At 41.0% G+C, this 22,307-nt stretch carries 20 protein-coding genes; 13 read left to right on the top strand and 7 right to left on the bottom strand.

The genetic code is table 11. The annotated features are described in order from the left end of the window. Positions 1-2: 2 nt before the first annotated feature. From EJ995_RS04085 to EJ995_RS04075, 3 genes are all read right to left on the bottom strand, one after another. The gene (locus tag EJ995_RS04085; protein WP_126445871.1) at positions 3-614 is read right to left on the bottom strand and encodes a bifunctional nuclease family protein; all 612 of its coding nucleotides are present in this window, start codon (positions 612-614) and stop codon (positions 3-5) included. 90 nt (positions 615-704) lie between these two features. Next, positions 705-1,673: an electron transfer flavoprotein subunit alpha/FixB family protein gene (locus tag EJ995_RS04080; RefSeq protein WP_126445869.1), complete on the bottom strand. Its 969-nt coding sequence runs from the start codon at positions 1,671-1,673 to the stop codon at positions 705-707. 101 nt (positions 1,674-1,774) lie between these two features. Then, positions 1,775-2,521 carry an electron transfer flavoprotein subunit beta/FixA family protein gene (locus tag EJ995_RS04075; RefSeq protein WP_126445867.1) on the bottom strand — a complete coding sequence of 249 codons (747 nt, stop codon included), beginning with the start codon at positions 2,519-2,521 and terminating at the stop codon, positions 1,775-1,777. A gap of 155 nt (positions 2,522-2,676) precedes the next feature. On the opposite strand from EJ995_RS04075, the gene EJ995_RS04070 reads away from it, so the two are divergent. Both EJ995_RS04070 and EJ995_RS04065 read left to right on the top strand, forming a co-directional pair. Continuing rightward, positions 2,677-3,657: a pyruvate dehydrogenase complex E1 component subunit beta gene (locus EJ995_RS04070; protein WP_126445865.1), complete on the top strand. Its 981-nt coding sequence runs from the start codon at positions 2,677-2,679 to the stop codon at positions 3,655-3,657. 174 nt (positions 3,658-3,831) lie between these two features. Further along, positions 3,832-6,348, top strand: a complete 2,517-nt coding sequence (locus tag EJ995_RS04065) for a DUF5686 and carboxypeptidase-like regulatory domain-containing protein (protein ID WP_126445863.1) — start codon at positions 3,832-3,834, stop codon at positions 6,346-6,348. Between the two features lie 143 nt (positions 6,349-6,491). Here the strand turns inward: EJ995_RS04065 and EJ995_RS04060 are convergent, their stop codons facing one another. After that, positions 6,492-7,652 (bottom strand): hypothetical protein, encoded by a 1,161-nt coding sequence (locus EJ995_RS04060; protein ID WP_126445861.1) that lies wholly within the window; start codon positions 7,650-7,652, stop codon positions 6,492-6,494. Positions 7,653-7,958: 306 nt separating this feature from the next. Here EJ995_RS04060 and EJ995_RS04055 point away from each other — a divergent pair, with 306 nt between their 5' ends. Further along, positions 7,959-10,286, top strand: a complete 2,328-nt coding sequence (locus tag EJ995_RS04055; RefSeq protein WP_126445859.1) for a sodium-translocating pyrophosphatase — start codon at positions 7,959-7,961, stop codon at positions 10,284-10,286. A gap of 105 nt (positions 10,287-10,391) precedes the next feature. Beyond that, positions 10,392-11,420 carry an App1 family protein gene (locus tag EJ995_RS04050; protein ID WP_126445857.1) on the top strand — a complete coding sequence of 343 codons (1,029 nt, stop codon included), beginning with the start codon at positions 10,392-10,394 and terminating at the stop codon, positions 11,418-11,420. A 12-nt stretch (positions 11,421-11,432) separates the two neighbouring features. Here the strand turns inward: EJ995_RS04050 and EJ995_RS04045 are convergent, their stop codons facing one another. The 3 genes from EJ995_RS04045 to EJ995_RS04035 all read right to left on the bottom strand — a co-directional run bounded on the left by EJ995_RS04045 (position 11,433) and on the right by EJ995_RS04035 (position 13,642). After that, positions 11,433-12,032, bottom strand: coding sequence for a hypothetical protein (locus tag EJ995_RS04045; protein ID WP_126445855.1), 600 nt, complete (start codon positions 12,030-12,032; stop codon positions 11,433-11,435). An 80-nt stretch (positions 12,033-12,112) separates the two neighbouring features. Next, the gene (locus tag EJ995_RS04040; protein WP_126445853.1) at positions 12,113-12,730 is read right to left on the bottom strand and encodes a deoxynucleoside kinase; all 618 of its coding nucleotides are present in this window, start codon (positions 12,728-12,730) and stop codon (positions 12,113-12,115) included. A gap of 6 nt (positions 12,731-12,736) precedes the next feature. Further along, on the bottom strand, positions 12,737-13,642 hold the full coding sequence (locus EJ995_RS04035; RefSeq protein ID WP_126445852.1) for a hypothetical protein: 906 nt from the start codon (positions 13,640-13,642) through the stop codon (positions 12,737-12,739). A 159-nt stretch (positions 13,643-13,801) separates the two neighbouring features. Between EJ995_RS04035 and rplM the strand changes: the two genes are divergently transcribed. The 9 genes from rplM (at position 13,802) to EJ995_RS03990 (ending at position 22,240) form a co-directional block, all read left to right on the top strand. Continuing rightward, entirely contained in the window at positions 13,802-14,257 is a 456-nt protein-coding gene (gene rplM, locus EJ995_RS04030) for a 50S ribosomal protein L13 (RefSeq protein ID WP_126445850.1), read from the top strand. 3 nt (positions 14,258-14,260) lie between these two features. Then, the gene (gene rpsI, locus EJ995_RS04025) at positions 14,261-14,647 is read left to right on the top strand and encodes a 30S ribosomal protein S9 (RefSeq protein ID WP_126445848.1); all 387 of its coding nucleotides are present in this window, start codon (positions 14,261-14,263) and stop codon (positions 14,645-14,647) included. Positions 14,648-14,826: 179 nt separating this feature from the next. After that, a complete protein-coding gene (rpsB, locus tag EJ995_RS04020; protein ID WP_126445846.1) occupies positions 14,827-15,603 on the top strand; it encodes a 30S ribosomal protein S2 in 777 nt (258 codons plus the stop codon). 38 nt (positions 15,604-15,641) lie between these two features. Beyond that, a complete protein-coding gene (gene tsf, locus EJ995_RS04015) occupies positions 15,642-16,604 on the top strand; it encodes a translation elongation factor Ts (RefSeq protein WP_126445844.1) in 963 nt (320 codons plus the stop codon). Positions 16,605-16,730: 126 nt separating this feature from the next. Continuing rightward, positions 16,731-17,621, top strand: coding sequence for a hypothetical protein (locus tag EJ995_RS04010; RefSeq protein WP_126445842.1), 891 nt, complete (start codon positions 16,731-16,733; stop codon positions 17,619-17,621). Positions 17,622-17,672: 51 nt separating this feature from the next. After that, positions 17,673-18,581 carry a hypothetical protein gene (locus EJ995_RS04005; RefSeq protein WP_126445840.1) on the top strand — a complete coding sequence of 303 codons (909 nt, stop codon included), beginning with the start codon at positions 17,673-17,675 and terminating at the stop codon, positions 18,579-18,581. A gap of 54 nt (positions 18,582-18,635) precedes the next feature. Beyond that, positions 18,636-19,343, top strand: coding sequence for a UMP kinase (gene pyrH / locus EJ995_RS04000; RefSeq protein ID WP_126445838.1), 708 nt, complete (start codon positions 18,636-18,638; stop codon positions 19,341-19,343). 36 nt (positions 19,344-19,379) lie between these two features. Continuing rightward, positions 19,380-19,934: a ribosome recycling factor gene (frr, locus tag EJ995_RS03995; RefSeq protein WP_126445836.1), complete on the top strand. Its 555-nt coding sequence runs from the start codon at positions 19,380-19,382 to the stop codon at positions 19,932-19,934. 68 nt (positions 19,935-20,002) lie between these two features. Continuing rightward, the gene (locus tag EJ995_RS03990; RefSeq protein ID WP_206482265.1) at positions 20,003-22,240 is read left to right on the top strand and encodes a DUF5686 family protein; all 2,238 of its coding nucleotides are present in this window, start codon (positions 20,003-20,005) and stop codon (positions 22,238-22,240) included. Positions 22,241-22,307: the final 67 nt, after the last annotated feature.

Genomic DNA, 22,307 nt, shown 5'->3' with positions numbered 1-22,307 from the left:
GGTTATCGACGTGAGATCTCGTCTCGTATGCCAGCGGCAAGTTCATAATTCTCGTTATTCACTGCTTCCTTCAGCATCTTTTGCAGCTCAGTCATGGACAGTTTTGAGTAGTCCTCTTTATCTGTGATTGGTGTGTTGATCAATTCCTCAATAATGTCATCGCTGTCCTCATCTGGATCACTCAACTCTTTATCTGCAGTGATGTGTTGTTGTATTCCAGCCTCGTCTAAAATATTTTCATACGTAAAAACGGGCGCTTTAAATCGAACGGCAAGTGCGATGGCATCGCTGGTGCGCGCATCAATAATTTCCTCGATTTTGTCTTTTTCACAAATCAAACTGCTGTAGAAAACACCATCTACCAGTTTATGAATAATGACCTGTTTTACCACGATTGCGTATCGCTGAGCAAAACTTTTGAACAAATCATGTGTTAGCGGTCTAGGTGGACTGATCTCTTTTTCAAGAGCAATGGCAATACTTTGAGCTTCAAATGCGCCAATTACAATAGGTAATTGACGATCACCACCAGATTCTTTAAGTATAAGCGCATAAGCACCATTTTGTGTCTGGCTGTATGAAATACCTCTTATGTGCAGTCTTTTTAGACTCATGAACATTGATTTGCTAGGAATAAAAAAGCTGTGCAAAAATGAGTGATTTTCTCAAATTGCACAGCCTTAAACTTAAGTATTATTTAGCTATTAAGCATTTGCCGCTTTGAAAGCCTTTAGCTTTTCAGTCAATGCTGGCACTACTTCAAACGCATCACCTACAACACCATAGTCTGCGGCCTTAAAGAAAGGTGCTTCTGGATCAGTATTGATAACCACTTTTACCTTACTAGAATTGATTCCCGCAAGGTGCTGTATCGCTCCTGATATACCTATAGCGATATAAAGATTTGAGGCTACTGGCTTTCCTGTTTGACCTACGTGCTCTCCATGTGGTCTCCAGCCCATATCACTCACAGGTTTGGAACATGCTGTTGCGGCTCCCAGAACATCTGCCAACTCTTCAATCATGTGCCAGTTTTCTGGACCTTTCATACCACGACCTGCGCTCACAACTACCTCAGCATCTGCGATGGTAACCTTATCTGTTGCTTTATCAACTGACTGTACATTTACTTTGAAATCTTCATCTTTCAATGTTGGTGCAAAATCCTGAACGGCACAATCGGTCGGGTTTTCTTTCAAACCGTAAGCGTTTTTAGAAAGACCCACTAGTTTGCGGTCTGTAGAGATTTGAGTGTTACTAAACGCTTTGTTTGTGAAAACACTGCGCTTAACTGTAAAAGGATCTGCGCTTGATGGCAATTCTACCACGTTGCTCACATAACCTGCATCTAGGTGTACACTCAACAATGATCCTAAATATTTAGAATCTGCACTGCTGGAAATCACGATCACCTTTGCATCTTCTGCTTGCGCTGCTTGAGCAATAGCATCGGCGTAAGCTGCTGCTTGAAATTTCTCAAGTTTAGCATCTGTACAATTGTGCAGTCTGCTTACTCCATATGTTCCTAGCTCACCTGCATCTGCAGCGTGAAATGAAATGGCAGCCACATCTGTACCTAGCATATCTGCAATGCCTTTTGCATAACTAGCTACTTCATAAGCTGTCTTTTTAAATGTCCCTTGTTCTGATTCTGTATATACGAGTACTGACATGTTGTTAAAATTTAATTGGCTCTACTTAATGATGGTAGTTGCCGTGATGTTTTTGATTATTACGCTTTCGCGAAAGCTAACTTTTTAAAAAAATCCTGCTACTAGATGGCTTTTGCCTCGTTGTGTAGCAAATCGATCAACTTGTCCAGGTTATCTGCATCGACAAGTGTTACCTCACCTTTAGGCGCTGGCTTTTCAAACTTTACCGTAGTGGTTTCTGGTGTTGCGTTGACTGATGGTTTTACATCCAGTTGCTTTTTACGAGCCATCATGATACCACGCATGTTAGGAATTCTCAAGTCACTCTCTTCTACAAGACCTTTTTGACCACCTATGATCAATGGCAAAGTTGCAGTAACCGTTTCCTTACCACCATCGATTTCTCTAACGGCTGTGGCTTTATCACCATCTATCTCAAGTGAAATACAAGTGTTCACAAAACTAGCTCCAGTCATGGCAGCCACCATTCCTGGTACCATACCACCATTGTAGTCAATGGATTCACGACCAGCGATCACTAAATCATAACCGCCATTTTTCACAACATCTGCAAGCTCTTTGGCAACGGCATAACCATCAACTGCTGGTGTATCTACTCTTATAGCTGTATCTGCTCCTATTGCAAGTGCTTTTCTCAATGTAGGCTCTACCTCAGCGCCACCTACTGTGACAACCTCAACGCTAGCACCTTGCTTTTCTTTAAACCACATGGCTCTGGTCAGACCAAATTCATCATTAGGATTAATTACAAATTGAACTCCATTTGTGTCAAACTGAGTATCGTTATCTGTAAAATTAATCTTTGAAGTTGTATCTGGCACGTGGCTGATGCATACTAATATCTTCATGTTTTATAGGCTTTTAGTCAATTTTCAAACGTTTGCGAAGTTACTGAAAAAGGTCCAAATAAACTATGCATGCATAATAAAATTTTGTTAGACTTTTTCACCGCTTACCTACCTATCACCTATTTTTGTCTACTGTTCTAAGAAGTACATACTTTATGAAGACTATACAATTCCGTGAGGCGATCGCCGAGGCCATGAGTGAAGAAATGCGCCGTGATGAATCTGTTTACCTGATGGGTGAAGAGGTAGCAGAATATAATGGCGCCTATAAGGCATCAAAAGGGATGCTGGATGAATTTGGCGCAAAGCGTGTAATCGATACTCCTATTTCAGAGTTAGGTTTTGCTGGTATCGCGATAGGCTCTACCATGACCGGGAACAGACCTATTGTTGAATACATGACCTTTAACTTCTCACTTGTGGGAATTGACCAGATCATTAATAACGCTGCAAAAATACGCCAGATGTCTGGTGGACAATTGAAGTGTCCTATCGTTTTCCGTGGTCCAACTGCAAGTGCTGGACAACTAGCAGCGACGCACTCACAAGCTTTTGAAAGCTGGTTTGCAAACACGCCAGGTCTTAAAGTAATTGTACCATCAAATCCTTATGACGCCAAAGGACTGCTGAAAGCTGCCATACGTGATGACGATCCTGTCATTTTTATGGAAAGTGAGCAGATGTATGGCGATAAAGGTGAAGTGCCAGAGGATGAGTACACATTACCAATAGGTGTAGCCGAAATCAAGCGCGAAGGAACGGATGTGACCATCGTATCCTTTGGTAAAATCATCAAGGATGCCTACAAAGCTGCCGATGAACTTGAAAAAGATGGTATCTCATGCGAGATCATTGATCTGCGCACCGTGCGTCCTTATGATAAAGAGGCGATTTTGAAATCAGTCAAGAAAACCAACAGACTTGTGGTTCTTGAAGAGGCATGGCCATTTGGTAACGTATCTACAGAAATATCACACATGGTACAAGCTGAAGCCTTTGACTACCTAGATGCTCCTATTTATAAGATCAACACTGCAGACACGCCAGCACCTTACTCTCCTGTATTACTAGAAGAATGGTTGCCTAATCATCAAGATGTGATTGATGGCGTCAAAAAGGTGATGTATAGGAAGTAGTTGACAGTTGACAGAATTTAAAAATTTGAAAATCCCAATTCTTATGAGTTGGGATTTTTTATTTATCAGGGTCAGATTGAATAGCCACTAGTTCTACTATTGAAAAAAGCGATGGAAAAGAAAACCATTCCTGATTATTGTCGTTATATATTCGCCACTTGTATCAACCGCACCATGATAGTATCCTTTATTGAATTTGACCGTAGGTTTTCGCTTACGATTTCGCTAGTTGCGGCTTTTTGCATTTCTGCCATCTCGATAGCACAGACCAAAGTAGGTGGCGTTGTATATGATACAGATGGTGTCACAGTGCCATTTGCAAATGTTGTATTTCCCAATTCTAGCGAAGGAACCATTACCAATGATGATGGTAGGTTCTACCTACAGTCTGACAACAGCTATGATGCCATTGAAGTATCGTTTATAGGTTATAAGACAAAGCTGGTAAAGTTAGAAAGTCAAGTCACGCTAGATTTTGAGATAACGCTTGAAAGCGATGAGGCACAACTCGATGCGGTGGTTGTTTACTCTGGTAAGACTTCTAAAAAGACTAATCCTGCACTAGACATCTTGAGAAAGATCTGGGAAAACCGAAGAAAAAATGGTTTGTCCCAATTTGATCAATACCAGTATGAGAAATACGAGAAGCTAGAATTTGATCTCAACACAATCGACAGCACCATGATTAATTCCAGGCTTTTTGAGGGAATGGAATTTATCTTCAATTATGCCGACACCAGTAGTACCAGCGGTAAAACCTACCTACCTATATTCATTAATGAAGCTTTGTCAACGGTATACGGTGACAACAAATTGAACAAAGAAAAGGACGTCCTTAAAGCCAATAAAAATTCTGGATTCTCCAATAATCAAACGCTTATTGCGCTGGTTAAAGATCTGTACACCGATATCGATATCTACGACCGGCATATCAAGTTTTTTGACAAGAGTTTTGTGAGTCCCATAGGTCGTGCTGGGATTGATTCCTATAATTATGTGCTACGAGATACCGCAGCCATCGATGGTGTGCGGTCTTTTAATATAGTTTACTATCCGCGACGTAAAGGTGAGCTCACTTTTAAAGGAGATTTCTGGGTAGCAGATTCCACATTTGCTATCAAAGAAATTAACTTGCAAGCAACTAAAAGTGCCAACGTAAATTGGGTCAAGGACATTTACCTAGAACAAGAATATCAAGTACTCAATGACAGCTTGTTCTTGATCACCCGTGATTACTTCCAAAGTGATTTTGCCTTTAATAAAAAGGAAGAAGGTAAAGGAGTTTACGGCAAGCGTACGACCTTGTATGACCAGTATCAATTTGACATCAAGAAACCTGATGATTTCTACCGCCGTCGTGTGAACGACTATGATCCAGAAACATACAACCGCAGCGAGCAATATTGGGATGAGAACCGACTGGAGAAACTGAACAAGGACGAGAAGCAAATCTATACGATGCTGGACACCTTGCGCCAGAACAAAAAATTCAATCGTATCTACAATATAGGATCCATCCTTTCCTCTGGATACTACGAGGTGAACAACTTTGACATTGGACCCGTGTTTTCAATTTTTGGATTTAATGATGTAGAAGGTTTGCGCTTGCGCGGTGGTGGCCGCACCTACTTTGGTCCTAACGACCCATGGAGAATTGAAGGTTATCTCGCATACGGATTTAGGGATGATCAGGTTAAATACGGGTTATCTGGAAAGTACCTGCTTGACAAACGCAGTAGACTTACCATTCAAGCTGGAAATCGTCGCGATATTGAGCAACTGGCAGCTAGTCTTACTAACACTGATGATGTGTTGGGTCGCAGCCTTGCTTCAAGCGCGTTGATAAGCACGGGAAATAATGGTAGGCTTTCCTCAATCAATTTATCTACAGTGTCTCTTAGTTTTGAGCCGTTGTATAATTTGGAATTTAGATTAGGTGGTAGCTATCGAACGATCAAAAGTGCTAATCCTGACTTTTTTAGTCTTAATTATCTGGATGACTCTGGTGTTGAAAAAAGTCAAGTCAACCAAAGCGAGGTAGGCCTCACCATGACCTACACACCTGGTCGCAAGACTTCTAATTATGGTGTGGATCGCAGCATCATCAATCCATTTCAATATCCTATCCTGTATGCAAATTATACGCGCGGTCTAGAAGATGTTCTCAATAGCGATTTCAACTATGACAAGTTTCAAATTTACTATGAGCATCCATTGCAGATAGGTGGATTTGGTAGATTACGTGCGAGAGTCGAGGCTGGAAAAACTTTTGGCGAGGTACCGCTGGCGTTGCTCAATGTAGTTCCTGGAAACCAGACGTTGTTCAATATTGCAGGATCGTTCAATACTATGAATTTCTATGAATTTGTGACTGATGAATACGTGACGCTGCACCTAGATCACAACTTCAATGGTCGCCTGTTCTCACGCATTCCTGGATTGCGTGACCTTGACTTAAGAGAATTGATAGGCTTTAAGGCAGTTTATGGCAGCATAAGCGCTGATAACGTTGCAATTAATCGCAGCAACATCGACTACCTAGCACCAGAGGATATCTACTACGAATACAGTTTTGGCATCGGGAATATCTTCCGTATACTGCGTATCGATGCTAGTTTTAGAGGTAACTACAACGATTTACCAGATGCTCGGAATTTTGCGATTACGGGTAGTTTTGGTTTCAGTTTTTAAAGCAGCAGCTTTGTTTAAGAATAGAGAAGCCGTCGTGCATTGTGCTTGAAGAGCAACACTTTCTTCTTTTTTAGAGTGATGCTTTTAAGAATTTTGCTTTCGCGAAAGCGTGATTAAAAAAATGCCTTCTCACACAGTAAGATTTACCACGTTGATAATGGCGATCTAACCCATGTGTTTGTTGCGATACACACATAAATAAAATCAGTGGTAACACGTATCTCACCTTTAATTCCAGGTGCGGTCGCGCTTGCCGGTGCGGTATTAAGATCACTGAGTACATACTGCTGGCTGGTCGAGGTTCCTAGCACCTTCAAGTCATTACTAATGTTGGTATCACCGCTTGCATCAATGGACAGAGCAACCTCTGAGGTAGTAGATGTTGCACTACCGGCGTAAATGTTTACAATACCATCACTTTCAGTATGGCCAAGGTCTAAAACATCAGAAAAGTTGTTATGCCTAAAAAAACCTTTTTGCGTTGAGCCATCCCAAAGCTGTAATGCTGTATGCACCACATCTGTGCTGCGCTCAGTGTTATCAATTCTCACGGCGGTTGTCGCTTCTTGATCCCGAGTAATATGCAAAAGTGCATTAGGATCAATGTCATCTTCACCTATGGAAACAAAACCGTTGGATTGAACAGTCAATAAGGTTACATCACGATCATCTTGATAAAGTCCGAAATACGAATCTTCTAATGTAGCCTCGTTTTGAACCCCAAGGATAAACTCCGCAGACTGCGCCTGTATACTTATATTTTCTCGCTCGCCATCAGAGTTTGCCGCACCACCGCCCATTTCAACATCACTAGCTACCTGCAAAAGATCTGTCGTTGATCTAGGCGCTGTCAATCCTATAAGTAATTGTCCCGTTTCGTTAAGTCTGAGACGTTCTGTATTGTCCGTACGCATTACTACTGGATTTGCATCAGTCGTCCCTAAAAAATCTGTAGTCCTATCAACAGCTGAATTACCAGCGAGTTTCCAGTCTGGTTCATTACTTGTTTGAACCGCGATCCATTGCGTGCCAGACCAATAGTAAAATCCTGCTGGTGATAAAGCACCAACTCCATTATTGTAAACCAACGTACTTTCTACTAAGGCACCACCATCTGGATTGACTACAGTTGTAATGTCAGTGTAAGAAGATAAAGCTACACGTGGAATAAGAATACCGCTATCGGTACTGGATATGTCTAGCGTCGCTTGAGGATTGACAGTTTGAATACCAACCTGCGCAATACCGATGGTAGGAACGGCTAGAATGACAATAAGAAAGTACTTTATATAACTAATGTTCATATTGTAACAATTTATAAGATCCGTTTGCATGATTGAATCTAATAGTTGCAAAACTCTATGATAGCAAGCTTCTTACCTAATGAGTTAACAGCATTTAATGGTGGTTATTTGATTGATCGATAAACGGCCATTTAAATGGATTATGTATTATATCAACTCTCTTGTTATTTAACCTACCTATCGATTAACGGTATCGCAACTTCATTGACTCACTAGAAAAAGGAGTCATATGGCTTGTCGTATGGATGAGAAATTGCTGTTAACATAATTTTATTACATTAGCCGGAATTTTAAATCAAAAAGTAAATGGAAGATATTATGATTTATGTGCCTATTGCGGCGGCAATTTTAGGCTTTGTGTTTATGCTGGTCAAAAGATCTTGGGTATTGAAACAGGATGCCGGTGATGGAAAAATGAAGGAGATATCTGATCATATTTATGAGGGCGCGCTGGCGTTTCTTAAAGCAGAATATAAGTTACTTGCCATTTTTGTAGTCATAGTAAGTGCGTTGCTCCTAGTAGTATCGTTCATCGTGCCTACCACGCACTGGATGATTGTTATCGCTTTCATCTTTGGGGCATTGTTTAGTGCATATGCTGGAAATGTAGGTATGAAAATCGCTACCAAAACCAATGTACGCACTACTCAGGCGGCTCGCACTAGTTTGCCTAAGGCATTGAAAATTAGTTTTGGCGGTGGTACGGTAATGGGATTGGGTGTTGCAGTTCTTGCGGTGCTGGGTCTTACAGGATTTTTCATTCTTTTCTACCATCTATTCATGAATGGTGAATGGGCTGCGGCAGAATATGGCGGCGGCATTAAATCACCAGGCGAGCTCATGACTATTGTTCTTGAAACGCTGGCTGGATTCTCTCTAGGTGCAGAATCCATCGCACTTTTTGCACGTGTAGGTGGTGGTATTTATACTAAGGCTGCCGATGTAGGCGCAGATCTTGTAGGTAAGGTAGAAGCTGGTATTCCTGAAGATGATCCTCGTAATCCTGCAACTATTGCAGACAATGTGGGTGATAATGTAGGCGACGTGGCAGGAATGGGTGCCGACTTATTTGGTTCTTATGTGGCAACGGTTCTTGCGGCCATGGTGTTGGGTAACTATGTGATACGAGACATGGGTGGCGATATTATTGATGCTGGTTTTGGCGGTATCGGTACGATTCTATTGCCTATGGCGATTGCTGGCGCTGGTATTATTATATCAGTCATTGGCACCATGTTAGTTAAGATTTCTAGTAACGATGCAAAAGAAGCTCAAGTGATGGGTGCGCTCAACGTTGGTAACTGGACATCGATTATTATTGTTGCTGCGGCTTGTTTCGGACTTTGTTATTATATGCTGCCTGAATCCATGACCATGGACTTCTACGGTGTAGGTTTGAAAACAGTTACTTATCTGGATGTATTCTTTGCGACCATGGTAGGTCTTGTGGTAGGTGCCGTAATTTCTTCTGTTACTGAATATTACACTGGATTAGGTAAAGCACCTATTTTGAAAATAGTACAACAATCATCTACTGGTGCAGGGACAAATATCATCGCTGGACTTGCCACAGGTATGATTTCGACATTTCCATCAGTGTTGCTTTTCGCAGGTGCGATCTGGGCATCTTATGCTTTTGCAGGCTTTTATGGTGTAGCGCTTGCCGCTAGTGCCATGATGGCAACGACTGCCATGCAACTGGCTATCGACGCCTTTGGTCCTATTGCAGATAATGCCGGTGGTATTGCAGAAATGAGTGAGCAAGACCCTATAGTACGAGAGCGTACGGATATTCTAGACTCTGTAGGTAACACTACAGCAGCAACTGGTAAAGGTTTTGCTATTGCGAGTGCGGCGTTGACATCTCTTGCCTTATTTGCAGCCTATGTAACGTTTACAGGAATTGACGGTATCAATATTTTTAAAGCGCCAGTACTAGCCATGTTATTTGTTGGTGGTATGGTGCCTGTTGTTTTTAGCGCACTAGCGATGAATGCGGTAGGTAAAGCAGCTATGGAAATGGTGCAAGAAGTTCGCAGACAATTCCGTGATATTCCTGGAATTATGGAAGGCACGGGAAAGCCAGAATACGATAAATGTGTCGCAATTAGCACACAAGCTTCCTTGAAGCAAATGATGTTGCCAGGATTGTTAACCATTGGTTTCCCATTAGTTATTGCTTTTGTTCCGCTGGCATTTGGCATGGAAACATTAACCATTGCAGAAATGCTAGGTGGTTACATGGCTGGTGTTACGGTAAGTGGTGTTCTTTGGGCGATTTTCCAGAATAATGCTGGTGGCGCCTGGGATAATGCAAAAAAATCCTTTGAAGCTGGTGTAGAAATCAATGGTGAAATGACCTATAAAGGTTCTGATGCTCACAAAGCAGCCGTGACTGGTGATACGGTTGGTGATCCATTCAAGGATACTTCTGGACCATCGATGAATATTTTGATCAAATTGACATGTTTGATAGGTCTTGTGATTGCACCAATACTAGGTGGTCATAGCGATACGGATGAAGTAGGAACCGTAGACACGGCAGAAACTATAGAGATTGAGGTTGAAGAAACCGAAGCTGATTTGACTGAAAATCTAGAATTCATATATCCACAAGAGGAGTTGGGCTGCTAGAAACTAATTGCTATTTACAATTCAACCCGCTAGAAATATCTAGCGGGTTTTTTATTGAGTCAATATTGACGGCTTTAGGCCATGCTTTTGTATTTTTCCAATCCTATGAGCATATTTCAGCGCGATCCGTGGATTATTGATGTTTTCCGTACCTATAGTGGTGAACATCATTTGTATTTAAGAGGTCGTGCGTTGCAGGATCAACCGCTCAAACACTATGAGCAGCAAACCTTTTATCAAACGTTGCGCAATACTTGGCGCGCCTTTAAAACAGACGAGATACGTGAGATTCCTGTAGTATTGACATTACCTAATGGCGACAAGCACAAAACTATAACCGATAAAGAAGGTTATTTCCTGTTTGACATCACCACAAAAACCGATTTGCAAGACATCGCAGATGAAGAAGGTTATGTTTCGCTCAACATAGCTTTTGATGAGGATGATTCCGCTTACGCGAAAGCTAAGTCCCAAAACCGCATTGCGCTTAATTCGTTTACCGGTGAGACGCTTGTGCCACCTGAAACCACGGCATACGGTGTGATCAGCGATATTGATGACACCATCATGCAAACAGGCGTGACCAGTTTCTTGAAATTAAGGGTTGCTTTTAATACGTTTTTCCGCAATTATGATCAGCGCATCCCTTTTAAAGGTGCCGCAAGCTTTTATCAATTACTCCATCGAGGCGCGAGTGGCAAGGATCAAAATCCAATGTTCTATTTGAGTAACAGCCCATGGAATTTATACCGCTATCTGGAGAAATTCATTGATTTTCATGGTTTTCCCAAGGGTCCTATCCTACTGCGCGATTTTCCCACGCCATGGGATCGTACTAAAAAACTGAAACGACCACACAAGGAACACGAACTCATCAATATCCTAAAACATTATCCAGATCAAAAGTTCATCCTGATTGGTGATGCCGGCGAGCATGATGCCAAGTACTACACTAACGCTGCAAAACTGTATCCTGATCGCATCAAAGCCATCTACATACGAGCGGTAAGCAATGCTAAAAAAGTGGCTGCCAATCAGGCACTAGCTGATGCCTTTGACATCTGCCCTATTTTAATTGTAGAAGAATCTCGCGAAGCTCTCGAGCATGCTCGAGAGAATGGATGGATTGTTTAAAAGAAAAAATCATTATTTGCACTGGATAAAATCAGATTCTTTTAAAGGTTCTAATCCAATTTCTTGTCGCGCAGCATCTGATTCTTTTCTATATTTTAGACATGGCTTGCCAAAGCCGCTACCGTACAAAAGCTTTTTATTACCTTGTTCATCCCGACGTACCCAATAGTATTTATCTAAAACTGCTGCAAGAAATTCTCTATTCATACGCCCAGCTTCCACCTCGCTCAAAAAGAGTGACATGTATTCATCATTGTTTATCAAGCGGTGAGGATTGTGAAGTAAAATTGAAACACTGCTTGATTCAACGCATTCATTTTTCCAATTCTTTTCACCCACTAGCTCTATCGTTGGATAGCCATATTCCTTAACGACTTTAATGAATCGATCAAAAACAACTGTATCCGTAGGTAAAATGGCTAGGTTAAATTTGTTTTCAAATCCTGGCGTTTTTCTTACAGATTGATCAGCTCCGTATAGCTCACAGAGCTCAAAAGCAACTTTATCTCGTAAGGCTAACATTGGACTGTCCGTTTTTTCTTCTTTTTGTATTGACCTACAAGAAGTCAAAAGAATAAAAAAGCAGAGCACGAAATTGAGGTTTTTAATCATTTCGATTGTTTGTAAGAACTTAAATTAAATGTAAAAATATTCTCGAACCTAAAAACATCGTCGCCAATTGAAAATTTACCTTATGCAAACAACCCGGTCATCTCTGCATCGATCTTATTGATGATCGCACCTAGATCTTCTGGGTTGTTGACAAAGTCGATATCATCTACATCGATGATCAACAAATTACCTTTATCATAACCATGAATCCAGGCTTCATAACGCTCGTTCAATCGACTTAAGTAGTCTATAGAGATCGTGTTCTCATAATCACGACCGCGCTTGTGGATTTGATTCACAAGATTGGGAATGGAACTGCGCAAGTAAATCAATAAATCAGGTGCCGCGACCAGCTTTTCCATCAAGTCAAAAAGCGAGCTGTAATTATCAAAATCACGTTGTGATAACAAACCCATTGCATGCAAGTTGGGTGCAAAAATGCTGGCATCTTCATAAATCGTACGATCCTGAATGATCTTCTTGCCACTCTCACGTATCTCGAGTACTTGTCTAAAACGGGAATTCAAGAAATAAACCTGCAGGTTGAACGACCAGCGTTCCATATCTGTATAAAAATCCTCTAGGTAAGGATTTTCAAGAACGTCCTCAAATTGAGGTGTCCAGCGGTAGTGTTTTGCAAGTAATTTGGTAAGCGTTGTTTTTCCAGCTCCTATGTTTCCGGCGACGGCAATATGCATGTGACTCTAGTCTTGATTAGTGGTATGAACCTCGATCTGGTTCTGGCGGTAAATATAGAGTTTTCCGCTCTTTAGGTAAAAGGATTCTGCAGCTTGTGGCATATTTTCAGGCAACCAATCGTCCAGCGGCTCAAAGATATAGTCCTTATTAAACCTATACGCACGCCAGCCATCATCATTCAATAAAACGAGCTTATCAAAGTCAAAGTCTGCAAGGACTGCGGCACCAGTTGACAACACACCTGTCCTACTGGCATAGTTATTAAAAGTGATGACTTGATCGCCAGTGAAGAGATGACAATAATTGTAATCTGACAGCATTTGATTCACTTGTGATTTGACAACTGGCGATGCAACGATTAATTTATCCTGTATGTAATCATACAATTCCAGTCGTTGCTGGTCTTGATTATATAGCCATAGCCTGCGCTCACCAGCTAGTCGAGCGTGTTCAATATATCTATAGGGCTCTAGCTCGTTTAAAGAAATGCGCACGCTTTCATTCAAACGATTATCCAGCAACACCACTGTTTGTGAGTCTTTATAAAATAAACATGCACGCAATGGGTTGATTAAATCGACACTGGTGAGATCACCCAACTGGACATCATAAAACTCCATGGGTTGAGCATTACCAGCCGCTGGTCGCTTGTAAAGCACATTATCCTTACTATAAAACAGGTTGTCAAAATCATCGATGCCGTAAAAAACATCAGCATTTAATTTATAATCAGTGCGAGCAGTCGTTGCTTTGTTTTGCGCAATACAACTAGTCATAATGGTACAAAGAGAGAACAACCCTAACAGCCATCGTGCAGGAATGCTCTTTAATATATAAGATGCTGGTAAGATGATGATGCTTTTAATGATTATGCTTTCGCGAAAGCGTAACAACCCAAAATTGTCGTGCAAACTACTAAAGTAACGATTGCCAGATTATTACCTGCACGCTGGTTGGAAATAAAGTCAATAAAATTGTTAGAACGCTGCTTGTCAATCAAATTTTAAATACTACATTTGCAGCCCGATTTTAGTTAGTAAAGTCGTACATAGAATTAAAACTATTTCAAGGTGAATACTTTAAGTTACAAAACCGTATCGGCAAATAGCGCCACAGTAAACAAAGAATGGGTACTGATTGATGCTGCTGATCAACCGCTAGGACGTATGTCCTCTATCGCTGCAAAGTTTTTGAGAGGTAAATACAAGACTAACTTTACACCGCATGTTGACTGTGGTGATAACGTGATCATTATCAACGCTAGTAAGGTAAGCTTGAGCGGTAACAAATGGGACGAGAAGTCTTACATAAGACACACTGGCTACCCAGGTGGACAGCGCAGTCTTACTGCAAGAGAACTTTATGGTAAGGATCCTGCGAGAGTAGTTGAGAATGCCGTTAAAGGTATGTTACCTAAGAACAAGTTAGGTGCTGCTATCTATCGCAACCTTAAAGTATATGCTGGTGCAGAGCATGAGCAAGGCGCACAGCAACCTAGAACTATTAATCTTAACGAGGTAAAGTAACCCATGGAGACAGTACACAAAATAGGTAGAAGAAAAACTGCCGTAGCTCGTATCTATTTATCAGAAGGTAAAGGAAATATTACGATCAATAACAAGCCACTTGATGAGTACTTTACTACAGGTACCCTACAATATAAAGTAAGACAACCATTTTCTTTGACTGAGAATGTAAATGCATTTGACGTTACTGTCAATGTATTTGGTGGTGGTATTACTGGCCAGGCAGAAGCTATACGCCTAGCGATTTCTAGAGCGTTGGTGGAACTTGATGAAGAAAACAAACCACTTCTCAAACCAGAAGGTCTTATGACTCGTGACCCAAGAATGGTCGAGCGCAAGAAATTTGGTCAAAAGAAAGCGAGAAAGAAATTCCAATTCTCAAAGCGTTAATACAACAACACAATGTCCCATCAGTTTACTGGTGGGATTTGTTCTTTATTTATTTTTTAATTTGCTGTCAGCTCGATTGCCGTCGGGCGCTAGTTTAGCATCTAAATAGTCTTGGCGAGTTCCCATCGTGGGGATGACCACTTGATTATTGCTATCTGACAGAACGTAAACTATTAACAATGGCAAATACAATTGAGGTCAAGGATTTACTTGACGCCGGTGTCCACTTTGGTCACCTTACCCGCAAATGGGATCCTAACATGGCTCCTTACATCTATATGGAGCGCAACGGGATCCATATTATCAACCTTTACAAGACTACTGCAAAGTTAGACGAGGCAAAGGATGCACTACACAAGATTGCTGCATCTGGACGCAAGGTTCTTTTTGTTGCTACAAAGAAGCAGGCAAAAGACATCGTGGCTCAACTAGCTGGTGATGCTAACATGCCTTACATCACAGAGAGATGGCCTGGTGGTATGTTGACAAACTTTGTCACTATACGTAAAGCTGTTAAAAAAATGGCACTTGTTGACCGCATGAAAAAAGATGGTCGCTACGAGACACTTTCTAAGAAAGAACGTTTACAAGTAGATCGTATGCGTGCAAAGCTTGAGAAGAACCTAGGTTCTATCAGTGACATGACGCGTATGCCTGCAGCATTGTTTATCGTTGACACAGTACGTGAGCACATCGCTGTAAAAGAAGCTTTGAAATTGGGTATTCCAATTTTTGCAATGGTTGATACTAATGCAAACCCACGTGACATTGATTTTGTGATCCCATCAAACGATGATGCTTCAAAATCTATAGAGATTGTTGTAAAAGCAGCTACTGATGCTATCAAGGCTGGTCTAGAAGAGCGTAAGAACGAGAAATCGTCTGACGATCAATCTAAACCAGAGAAGAAGGCAGCAAAGAAGAAGGTTGCAGCAAGCTCTGAAGAAGAAGAATAACATTCACTCTAGAAATCTAGAATTTAAAATACTATAACATGGCAAAAATAACCGCCGCTGAAGTAGGTAAATTAAGAAAAACCACTGGTGCTGGTATGATGGACTGTAAAAAAGCCCTCGTTGAAGCAGATGGCGATTTTGATAAAGCAATTGAGATCCTAAGAAAGAAAGGTCAAAAAGTCGCTGCAAAGCGTGCTGACCGTGACTCTTCTGAAGGTGTAGTTGTTGCAAAAATCAACGATGATAACACAAGAGCGATCTTACTTTCACTTAACTGTGAGACAGACTTTGTTGCAAAGAATGACTCTTATGTAGAGCTAGCAAACAAGATTGCAGACGTTGCATTACATCACAATACTAAGGAAGAAGTTCTTGCAGCAGATCTTGACGGTATGACCGTTGAAGAGAAACTGATCGAGCAAACAGGTGTGATAGGTGAGAAACTAGAAATAGGTGGCTTTGAGGTATTTGAGGCTCCTTACATAGGTGCTTATGTTCACGGTGGCAAGATTGGAGCATTGACTGGTCTAACTACTGAAAGTGAGAATAAGGAAGAAGTAGCAAAATCTGTAAGCATGCAAGTGGCATCTATGGGTGCCACTACTTTATCTTACAAGGACTTTGACCCAGAATATGTAAAGTCAGAAACTGAAGCTCGCATCGCAGCTATCGAGAAAGATAACATCGAAAGAGGTCGTCTGGGCAAGCCTATGAAGAACATTCCTTTGTTTATCTCTAGATCACAAGTAACTGATGAAGCACTTGCTGAAGCTAAGACTCGATTTGAGGCAGAGCTTAAGGAAGAAGGTAAGCCAGAAGCAATCTGGGACAAGATTATCCCAGGAAAGCTAGAGCGTTTCATCTCTGATAATGTATCTCTAGATAAAGAGCAGGCACTTCTTGACCAGGATTTTATCATGGACGACAAGAAAACTGTTTCTCAATACGTAGATTCAAAAAATGCAGCAGTAGTAGGATTTAAGCGAGTTTCTATCGCTTAATACTGTACAGCACAATAATTCAAAAGCCGCTTTTTCAAGCGGCTTTTTTATTGCTCAAACTTTTATCGACCATAGCTTTTTAAGATGATTAACATTAATCTTCGCCTTTAATAATAACTTACCGGTATGTATAGAATTATATTATTGGCGCTGCTTGTCATCTCATGCAGCGACGAGGTCAAAGAGCCAGTTTTTGAGATTGAAAAAATCGGTGATTTGGACGCTGATCTTCTAGAATCGTCTGGAATTGCTTTTTACAATGGCAAGATCTTCACGCATGCAGATAGCCGTGACCAACTTAATCTTATTGAAATTGACAAGTCTGGATCTTCCGTCCAAAGCATTACATTACCGCAATTGCCTAGATTGAGAGATTGGGAAGATATTGAGATAAGCAACGATACGTTATACGTAGGCGATATAGGTAACAATCTAGGCAGACGTCGCGATCTAGCCGTTTACGCCTATAAATTTGATGGTACGACTGCAGTGGATATGACAAAATTCCCCTATGAATATGCAGATCAGCAGGTTTTTGATCGTACCGCGTACAACGAGACCAGCCACGATGCAGAGGCACTTGCAGTCATTGATGATAAAGCATATATCTTGAGTAAGGACTGGCAAACACTTAATAGCACGATTTACCAGCTGGATTTATCAACGCCCGACGTCCTGCAGCAATTGCAACCCTTGGAAACACTCAATATGGGCGGTCTAGTCACGGGCGCGACCCATACTTCAAACCCTAAGAAAATCATCGTTTGCGGCTATAATATTGCACTCGCACCTTTCGTAGCGCGTATATCTATAACCGATGATGGTTTCAAGCTACAAGAAAAAGTCATGCTGTCAGAACTGTTGCAGGGCAGCTCGCAAATTGAGGGCATCACCTATGCCGGTACAGACGATAATGATATCGACACCTTTTACTTGACCAGCGAGCGATTTGAAAAGACCGTGTTTAGAAAATCTATAGAACTAGAAGCCGCATTGTATAAGTTGCGATGGCGATAGAATAAGGTAGCTTTCGCGAAAGCGTAATCCTCAAAATCCTCTTTACAAGAAATGAAGTTATTATTTAGATTAAAGATCCTTGCAATCTTAGCAGTTATCATCCAAAGCTGTGTATCGAGCAAGGAAATTAGCGAGAAAAAATTATTACAGTCCGTCGAGGTCATCTCCACATTGAGTCTTGAAATCACTGAGACTTCTGGACTTGAAACGATAGGCAATCAATTGGTTACTCATAACGATAGTGACGCTGCGCCAGTGATTTACTTTTTGAATGTCAATGGGCAAATTCAATCACAAACGCAGTTTGTGAATATGAAAAATGTCGATTGGGAAGATATCGCTCGCAGCAATACGCACTTTTACATTGCAGATATAGGCAACAACCACGGCAATCGTGAGGATCCCACTATTTACAAGATACCACTTGAATCTATTGAAGATCCCAACATTTTTCCAGAGAAGATCAGAATATCCTACACATCGCAAACCGATTTCACCTATAAGAATCAAGATCACCGCCACGATGCAGAGGCTATCGTTTATGCAAAAGACCAGCTGTTTCTATTCTCAAAAAATTGGGTAGATTTTGAAAGCTCAGTTTACAGATTGACTGATGAACGTATACAACAACTATCCACTAATCAACCCATTGATGTGAATGGCCTGGTAACAGGCGCAACTTACAACGGTATTGATAGAATAGTACTTTGTGGATATGATTCTGCACTGGTGCCTTTCATTGCGGTTCTTAACGTTGATGCAAATAATAATTTGAGTATGATCGAGCGCATTGAACTACCACTTGATAGTGGTGCCCAAATCGAGGCTATAACTTATTATAAAACTGTTGATGATAATGAGATTTATTATTTGACGAGTGAAGCAATCAATTTGAAATTAGGTGAAGATGAAGCCAAAACAAATGGCCAGCTCTATCGTATAACGTTAAAAGCTCAATAACGCTACAAATAAGTTGCTGGCGATTAAATTATATTTGCAGCACACATCGATCCTATGAAATACAATAGAATACTGCTCAAACTTTCTGGAGAGGCTCTTATGGGCGACCGTCAATACGGTATTGACCCTAAAAGACTCGCAGATTATGCGGCAGAAATCAAGCAAGTTGTTGATCAAGGAACTCAAGTGGCTGTTGTCATAGGTGGTGGTAATATCTTTAGAGGTGTTGCTGGCGCTAGTAATGGTATGGATCGCGTTCAAGGTGATCACATGGGTATGCTGGCCACCGTTATAAACGGCCTTGCCCTACAAAGTGCTTGTGAAGATGCCGGAATACCTACCAGACTACAAAGCGCCATTCAAATAAACGAGGTCGCAGAGCCGTTTATAAGACGTAAAGCCATGCGCCATCTGGAGAAAGGCCGTGTGGTCATTTTTGGTGGTGGTACTGGTAATCCTTATTTCACAACTGATAGTGCCGCTGTGCTAAGAGCAATTGAAATAGAGGCAGATGTGATCCTAAAAGGAACACGCGTGGATGGAATTTACACAGCAGATCCTGAGAAAGATAAGAACGCAACAAAATTTGATTTTATCAGTTTTGACGATGTGTTGACAAAGGGTCTCAAGGTAATGGACACCACTGCATTTACATTAAGTCAGGAAAATGAGTTGCCAATCATCGTGTTTGATATGAATACTCCGGGTAACTTGATCAAATTGATTCAAGGAGAATCCATAGGAACCAAAGTACAATTGTAAAAGAGCCTCGCTCGAGTTTATTATAAATTTATTACCATGAATGAAGAAGTAGATTTTGTCATAGATAGCGCCAAAGAAAATATGGACAACGCTATAAAACACCTAGGAAAAGCCTTGCTTAACATACGTGCTGGTAAAGCGAACCCAGCCATGCTAGGTGGCGTGATGGTTGATTACTATGGTAGTCAAACACCACTTTCTAGAGTAGCAAACGTCAACACACCTGACGCACGTACCATAAGCGTACAACCATGGGAAAAAAATCTTATTCCTGAAATTGAAAAGGGAATTATGGTCGCAAACCTCGGTTTGAACCCAATGAATAATGGTGAAAGCGTCATCATCAACGTTCCTGTTTTGACTGAGGAACGCAGACAGCAACTTGCCAAACAGGCTAAAGCCGAAGGCGAAGAAACAAAAATAGGAATACGCAACGACCGCAAGGTCGCCATGAATGACTTGAAAAAGTTAGATATAAGCGAGGACATGCTCAAGAATGCTGAAGATGACGTACAGCAGCTCACTGATAAATATATAGCTAAGGTGGATGAAATGTTTGCCGTCAAAGAAAAGGAAATCATGACCGTTTAAGTCATGTCCAGATTACACGACGCCAGCCTATCGGCTGGCGTTTTTACTATTACCTACTTAGATTAATCATGAGCATCTCTCAACGTATCGCCATTATTCCTTCAGGACGCAAGCACTACTTGCGGTTAGCGTTGCTAGTGTTAGCGCTTTTGACAATTTTAAATGTCAGCGCACAACAAACTGATTTTCCTGAAGATATTATCTTGATGAAACAGGTTCTCAACGCTGTCAACGACAATGATCCTTTGCATGCTCTGAATCAATTTTCTTATGATAGCTATGAAAATTTGAAAATTACAGGCGATCCAGAAGCAATCACAGGTCCAGGTTACAAAAAAACGGAGCTTAGAAAAACACTCAAACAAACTCGAGTATTCTTTGCAGAAAAAACATCGACTTATATATATGATGAGAAATACGGTTTCAAAGAACAAATCATAGGCGCTGACATGCCAGGTTTTGAAGAACCTGTCTACCCTATCTACAACATAAACTTCCAGTCAACCAGTATTTATGATAAGCACTACATCATCTTTGATAGAAAGTTTGTCAACCCAATAAGCAATAAAGGCCTCAAAACCTATATCTATAGTATTGTCAAAGATTCCACTATCAATGGTAGAGCGGTTCAAAAGGTGCGTTTTGACCCTATCAACGATCGCAATCCATCAACTATTCAAGGCCATTTTTATCTAGACAAGCAAAGTCTAGCCATCGCTAGCGCTCATTTTTCTAAGTCAGGTGATCTTCAAGTGGACGCACGACATGATTTTAAATACAATCAGGACTTAAATCTATGGTTCAATACCAGCAGGCAACTTTTTATTAAAAAAGAAAAGGACAAAAAGGAGTTTGAGCTATTTGGCGCGCGTTTACAGGTAGGAACTGAAAAAACGGAGAAAAAGAAAAACACCAATGAAGATTTGTATGTTTTCTTGAAGGCGGCAAATAATGACTTCCAAAACTCACTTGATACAGATTACGGCCGTAAAGGGCTAGTGATTGAAGTACTCGATAAGGCCATCAACAAACCTGTAAATTACTGGGATGATTACAGAGACAAAGTAGATGCAGATAATGCTCAATTTGAAAGCTATCAGCAAATCGACAGCGTAGTTGCAGCTACCAATGTCACTAAAAAATTGGAAACACTTGATAAATTCAAGGTAGGCTACTACCCTATTGGCTTCTTTGATATTGACCTCAAGTACTTGGTCAAATTCAATGATTACGAGGCATTTAGGTTAGGTATAGGTGGTACGACGAACGAGAAGTTTTCAGAAAAATTCAGGCTAGGCGGTTACATCGCTTATGGAACTAAGGATAAGGCCATCAAATATAATGTGAATGCTGGCTATCGATTGAGTCGTGAAAAAAATACCTGGATCAACGTTTATCATACCGACGACATTCAAGAGTTTGCTGCAGAATCTTTCTTGACTGATGCACGAGTGTACTCGCTATTTGAACCGCGCCTAGTCAACATCCCAACATTCTACTTGTATAGAGAATACGGGACATCCTTACAACAACGATTGCTACCATCGGTGCTTAGTGAGGTCTCGCTTTCGCGAAAGCGTATTGCACAAACCACCGCGTACCGATTCCAGCCTGGTGACATCCAGTTATCAGAGTATGCACTGTCAGAATTGAAGATAGGCGCGCGCTGGAGCCCTTACAGCACGTATATGCGATCGCCAAATGGCTATCAGGAGCGCACCAATGGTTTTCCTGTATTGAGCGCGCAGCTTACCAAAGGTTTCAAGGACGTTATTGATTCTGACTTTAATTATGTGAAAGTATCTGCCAAGGCTTCTTATGAGTTGCTCAACGAGGACAAATCACGCACGCAGTTTATGGTAGAAGGTCACTATGCCAGCGGTGAAGTGCCACTAACACACTTATTTCATGCCTACCCTAATGCACCTAATAAGGAAACTATTTTACAGCGATTTTCAGTGGCTGGTCGTCGCAGTTTTGAGACCATGTATTTCAATGAATTTTTCTCTGATAGGATTGCCATATTTCAAGGAAAGCACTCCTTTGCTCCATTTAAAATTGCCTCTTATCTACAACCAGAGTTAGTGTTGATTTCAAGATTTGCGATTGGAAATCTGGACGATCAACAACAGCATATCAATGTAGAATTTGACACGCTGGAACATGGTTATCTAGAAAGTGGTTTTGAGCTCAATAAATTACTTTTTGGATTTGGACTAAGCACCTCTTATCGTTATGGCGCTTATCACTTGCCTAACTTTGAGGATAATATTTCGGTTAAGTTTACTTTCTACCTAGAACTGTAAACACCTGCTAATACTTTGACAAACGATTGATTGTCAGCTACGGCAATTGAAATGTCGCAAAAGTGTC

Origin of the sequence: Nonlabens ponticola (assembly GCF_003966335.1) — a bacterium.
Taxonomy (GTDB): Bacteria; Bacteroidota; Bacteroidia; order Flavobacteriales; family Flavobacteriaceae; genus Nonlabens; species Nonlabens ponticola.
Note: the sequence above shows the minus strand (reverse complement) of the source record. Positions and strands in the feature narration are given on the sequence as shown.